This is a genomic window from Alteromonas gracilis (genome assembly GCF_002993325.1).
In the GTDB taxonomy this organism is placed as follows: Bacteria; Pseudomonadota; Gammaproteobacteria; order Enterobacterales; family Alteromonadaceae; genus Alteromonas; species Alteromonas gracilis.
Map to the genome: position 1 here is coordinate 162,270 of NZ_PVNO01000022.1, position 6,000 is coordinate 168,269.

3 protein-coding genes are annotated in these 6,000 nt (G+C 44.7%); all 3 read right to left on the reverse strand.

What is annotated here, in order from left to right:
* Positions 1–63 precede the first annotated feature (63 nt).
* Entirely contained in the window at positions 64–1,416 is a 1,353-nt protein-coding gene (locus tag C6Y39_RS06235) for an alkaline phosphatase PhoX (RefSeq protein ID WP_105930435.1), read from the reverse strand.
* 167 nt (positions 1,417–1,583) lie between these two features.
* Entirely contained in the window at positions 1,584–4,148 is a 2,565-nt protein-coding gene (locus C6Y39_RS06240; RefSeq protein WP_105930436.1) for a sensor domain-containing protein, read from the reverse strand.
* Between the two features lie 703 nt (positions 4,149–4,851).
* Positions 4,852–6,000: elongation factor Tu (tuf, locus tag C6Y39_RS06250; protein ID WP_105930447.1), on the reverse strand; the 1,149-nt coding region annotated here is incomplete at its 5' end.

Genomic DNA, 6,000 nt, shown 5'->3' on the forward strand with positions numbered 1-6,000 from the left:
TAAAACACCGTTCCAATGTTACTTAGAGAAAATACCCAATACACCAGTTCGCATTGATAAGTATTACGCACTGGCCCAAGGACCTGTAATCGCCAATGTTTTAGTGGGTGAGTAAATATTGACGAAAAGCGTATTGCCGTCGGGCGAGAAGCACGCGCCGGCAAGCTCTGTTTGAGCGTGTAACTTGGCAAAGTTATATACTTCTCCACTTGGCGTGACGCCGCGCAAATGATTATCGACGATGTCGGTGTATTGGTCTTCACACACCAACAAATGCCCGTTTGGACACACCGTCAAATTATCACCAAAGTTATACAAGTTCTTGTCTTCGCTTTCTAGAAACAGCTGAAGCTTGTCTTGTTTACCATTTTCGGAAGGAACAAGTTTCATTACCTGACCGAGCTGCTTTTTCCCGCCATTGGTGCAGCAAAAGTACAACTCATCGTCTCCCCAGTGCATGCCTTCACCGCGAGCGAACAAGGCAGCCCCCTTGTCATACCCTTGCTTGCGTAAATCATCATCCGGACTCTCTGGGTTATCTAGCGCTACCCACTCAATGTCAAACCAAGTCGCTAAAGGCATCGTTGAGGAGCGCCAGTTGCGCGTATCAAACTGGGGGTTATTTTTTACTACTAAGGCTTCTAGTTGCCCGCCAGCAGCCAAGTTTCCGTATTCGCTAGGCACAAAGCGATACAGCAAGCTATCGCCCCTATCTTCGGTTAAATAAACAATGCCGGTTTTAGGGTCAACGCAAGCCGCTTCATGATTAAAACGCCCCATTGCTTTAAGTGGTTTAGCTTCAATCAGTGAATCGGCATCTGCTGGCACTTCAAAGATATAGCCGTGAGATTTGTTTACCACATCACCGTTAGGGCCATGAGGACGGTCTACCGACTCTTCACACGTTAGCCACGTGCCCCAAGGCGTGATACCACCCGAGCAGTTTCTTACCGTTCCAGTAAGACTAATAAACTCTCGCTCTACCGTTTGCGTGGTAAGATTGTACACCATCGTTGTGGTGCCGCCGGGCAACGCCACACCATCAGCGTAGTTGTCGTAGGCAAGTTTACTGGTATGTTGTTGAATAGACTCAGGCTGAGCACTCAAATGTTTAGGGTGCAGCTCGTGGTTACGTATGAGTGCCACTTTGTTACTATTACCTTTAAAGGGCAAGCAACCCATACCGTCTGCTCTGTCGGGAACGTGCATCCCATCAGACATTACATCACCAAGGCTTGAGATAACGTTATAACTAAAGCCCTTAGGTAAATCGAGTAGCTTTTGCGGGTCGGGCAAGAGCGCTCCGTACCCTTCGCTCATCGGCATAGACGCCACATTCAATTGCTTACCAAAAGCACTGGTAGCTAGACCACCAAATGCCAAAGAGCCCACTAAAAATTGACGTCGTGTAATCATAAAAATCTCTTGCTGCGCTAAATGTAAATATCATCGTTTGGTATTGTTACACTATAACAGCATGAGATCCGCAAACTAACAAGAATGCCTTCTGTTAAAGCGACAAAAAGCGGTAAAAACACGCTTAAGACTAAGCAATACAATAAACGCTATTTGCAGGCGCTGTTTTAACAGTAGGGAAGCTTTGTATTTTGTTGAAGGCTTTCCCAATGTGCTTGTGGTTCTGGCCTTGAGAAGTAATAGCCTTGAAATTTTTCACAGCCTTTAGCTATCAGATAGTTTAACTGCTCTTCGCTTTCTACACCTTCGGCAATGCAGGAAACGTTTAGCGCTCTTGCCATTTCAATAATAGCGTCAACAATCTGCGCGGCTTTTCCGTCAAAGTCTTTTCCTATGTCGTCCACAAAATATTTATCTATCTTGAGTTCGCTGATAGGAAGCACTTTGAGGTATGCAAGGCTGGAATAACCGGTACCAAAATCATCAATTGAAAAACGAAAACCGAACTTCGCCAGTTCAAGCATGGTTTCCTTAACCAATTCTATATCTACGACTAAAGCGGTTTCAGTAAGCTCTAGCATTAACATATGAGGTGGTATGCCGAACTGATTTACGCGAGAAAGTAGCGTGTTAACAAAGTCTGGCATAACGATTTGTCTAGCGCTGATGTTGATCGCAATACTGGTATTTAAGCCGTTCTTTACGAAGTTACTAATCACGTTCAGCACTTTTCGTAAAACGATGTCACCTATTTCGCAGATGGCATAGCTCTCTTCTGCGATAGGAATAAATTCACTTGGGCTCACCTGCCCTAATTCTTTCGAATACCAGCGCACCAGCGCTTCGAAGGAAGAAACCGTTCCGTCATGGGTGACTTGGGGCTGAAGCACAATTGATAATTCATCGTGTTCTATCGCTTGCTCAAGCTTAGATTTTATATCTAAGTAGCGATCGAACTCTTTAAAACCCTCTTCTGATATATGGCATAGCCCAAAAGGTGCGGAGCGTTTAGCTCTTTTAACCGCTTGTTCAATTACATTAATAATCGACTCGAAACTTTGCCCTTGTGGGTTAAAAATAGCACTTCCCAGCGATGCGGTTAGAGACCATTTCACGGCGTTTAGAATAATATCGAAGTGACGAGGATTGAGCAGCGCACTTTCCACTAAGCTCGAATCAAATTTGTGGAGTTCTTCTTTTCTGTAGGTTTTCTTCGACAACACAACAAAACTATCACCACCATACTTAAATATCTCATAGTCGTGTCCGATGACGAAAAGCAACTGCTCGGCGACCTTTCTTATGGCGTAGTTACCATTACCGAAGCCAAACCGAGTGTTGATTTGCGCCATGTTATCGATATCTAGCAGAAGAATATGTATATATTCTTGATTCATTGATGCACGCAGCATCAAATCTTTAAAACGCTGATGAAACCACTGCTGATTTCGAAGATGAGTAACCGGGTCGGTGTAAGCAAGGTTATAAATGGTATCCTGCGCTTCAATACGTTCACTGATATCTCTAATAACCCCAATAAAGCCCCTCTCACCTAAGTCGCTGCTTTCAGTTAATGATAGTTCCATCTGAAAAATGTCGCCGTTTTTGCGTTTAGCTGGAAGCTGACGACCCACACCGATAATTTTGCCTACTCCCGACTCCATATAATTACGCATGTAGTAAGAATGATTAGAGGCGTAAGGCTCTGGCATTAACATCTCAACGGAGTGACCGAGTAATTCACCTCGCGTATAGCCAAACATTTTAAGTGCAACATCGTTACAGTGTGTAATGGTGCCTTTTGCATCAATACTAAATACGGCGTCATTAATGTTGTTCAATATACTTTGAATTCTTTTGGCGCGATCTTCGTTGAGAATCAGCGCCGTTTTGTATTCGGTAATATCTTCAAACGCACCAAAAAGACGTTTAACTTCGCCGTTCTTATAAAACTCAGCCTTTCCAGAAGCTCTTACCCACCTTGCTGAACCAGATGTATCAATGATTTGGCACTGAATGTCATAGGGCTGCTGGCTATTGCGTAGATTTTCAAATGCACGTGTAATTTCGGCTGTGTAATCAGTGGCGATAAAGTCGATAGCTTTCTGAACATTTATCTCACTACTTACTGGCAGGCCGTGGATTCGATAGGTTTCCGGTGACCATATCAACTTTTCAGTTTCGGGGTAAAACTCCCATGACCCTGTTTGCGACATACGACTTATCTCATCAATAAGCGACAAGTTGTGTGCAGTTTTTATCGCAAAAAAGTCCTTTTGAAGCTGCGTAGAAAAAAGCTTCGCTTGAATTGAAAATACTTGTAGCCACTCAGTGATGTCTTTTTTCGGCGTTGTAAATATAGCGACGAGTACACCAATATCACGATTTTTTTCATTCATAAGTCCTGCGCCCAAATACCCTTGAGCTTCAAGCGCTTCAAGGGTTTGATCGGCGGGAAAATGCTCGCAAACGTTTGACTCATAGCCACATGGCCCCGTTAACAAAACACTTTCACAAGGAGAGCCTTTAAGCTCATATTCTATTTCTGAAATCGGTGAGTTATGAGACAGCCCAATGAGTACGGAAATGCTATCTGTTTTTTTGACGCCCAAGTAGAGATAGTCAGCCTGTAGTAGCTCGTTAAACGCTATTAAATCTTGCTCGTAGGCACTACGATTTTCCAAAATAATGGTGCTGAACTCTGATTCATTTAGGACTGACTCGAATGACATTACCTTATAAAACCTTAATGTAACATTAAACTGAAGCTTGCCACTTCGCACTCACGAAAGAAACACATGGCAATGATAAATCTCAAATTTATCAATACCTAAGCTTAGCTCAACTTTCGATTAAAGCTACCCACTACCCTTATCCATGTCAAACGACTGCTCGCAAAATCCCGCCATAGGGTGAATGCGGTGTCGTAGCCGCTGAAACAAAAGATAGGATGACTTTACGGTGCGTTTCTTCCTCTCCGTGCAGGCTCGATAGATTCAAAAGGGGGAGCTTGTTCACTCTAGAACTCTCAGCTGCATGGAAGCAGTTGCGAAGCCGCTAATACAAAAGTACGGGTGGGTCCGCGGCGTGTTACTTCTTCTCCCCATCAGACTTCTTGTTATGCCGTTTAACGATAGAGTGAGTGTTTGCCCTCTGAATCCACACGCCGCACGTATGCGGTGTCGGAGCTTTTACATAAAAGGTGAAATGTGCTCACGGCGTATTACTCCCTTCCTCCCCAAGCTTTTTGCTATGCCAAGCAAGGAGGGAGTAAAGCCCCATCAAAAACTCTCAGCAGCAGGGACGCTGCTGCGAAGCCGCCATGGATGGCTTCACGGCGTGTTTTTGATGGGGCTTCACTCCCGACCTAAAAATCGCAGGCATAAAAAAAGCGCACCTAAGTGCGCTTTTTTGGCTTGTGTTGCTAAGTCTAGATTAGTCTAGGATCTTAGATACAACACCAGCACCTACTGTACGACCACCTTCACGGATTGCGAAACGAAGACCTTCTTCCATCGCGATCGGAGCAATTAGCTCAACTTTGAATTTAAGGTTGTCACCAGGCATTACCATTTCTACGCCTTCTGGAAGCTCTACAGCACCAGTTACGTCAGTTGTACGGAAGTAGAACTGTGGACGGTAGCCTTTGAAGAATGGAGTATGACGGCCACCTTCATCTTTAGATAGTACGTATACTTCTGCTTCGAAGTTAACGTGTGGCGTGATTGAACCAGGCTTAGCTAGTACTTGACCACGTTCAACTTCATCACGCTTAGTACCACGTAGAAGAACACCAACGTTCTCACCCGCACGGCCTTCGTCAAGAAGCTTACGGAACATCTCAACACCAGTACAAGTCGTCTTAGTCGTATCTTTGATACCTACGATTTCTACTTCTTCACCAACTTTAACGATACCTTGCTCAACACGACCAGTTACAACAGTACCACGGCCTGAGATTGAGAATACGTCTTCGATTGGAAGGATGAACGGCTTGTCGATTGCACGCTCTGGCTCTGGGATGTATGAATCAAGCGCTTCACCAAGCTCAAGAATTTTCTTTTCCCACTCTGGGTCGCCTTCAAGCGCTTTAAGCGCTGAACCTTGGATAACTGGTAGGTCATCACCTGGGAATTCGTATTCGTTAAGAAGTTCACGAACTTCCATTTCTACTAGCTCTAGAAGTTCTTCATCATCAACCATGTCACACTTGTTCATGAATACGATGATGTAAGGAATACCAACCTGACGACCAAGTAGGATGTGCTCACGAGTCTGTGGCATAGGGCCATCAGTCGCAGCTACTACTAGGATACCACCGTCCATCTGAGCAGCACCAGTGATCATGTTTTTAACGTAATCAGCGTGTCCTGGGCAGTCTACGTGCGCGTAGTGACGAGTAGGAGTGTCATATTCTACGTGTGAAGTAGAAATGGTGATACCACGAGCTTTCTCTTCAGGCGCGTTATCGATTTGATCGAAAGCCTGAGCAGAACCGCCGTAAGTTTTAGAAAGAACTGTAGTGATAGCTGCAGTTAGGGTAGTTTTACCGTGGTCAACGTGGCCGATTGTACCCACGTTTAC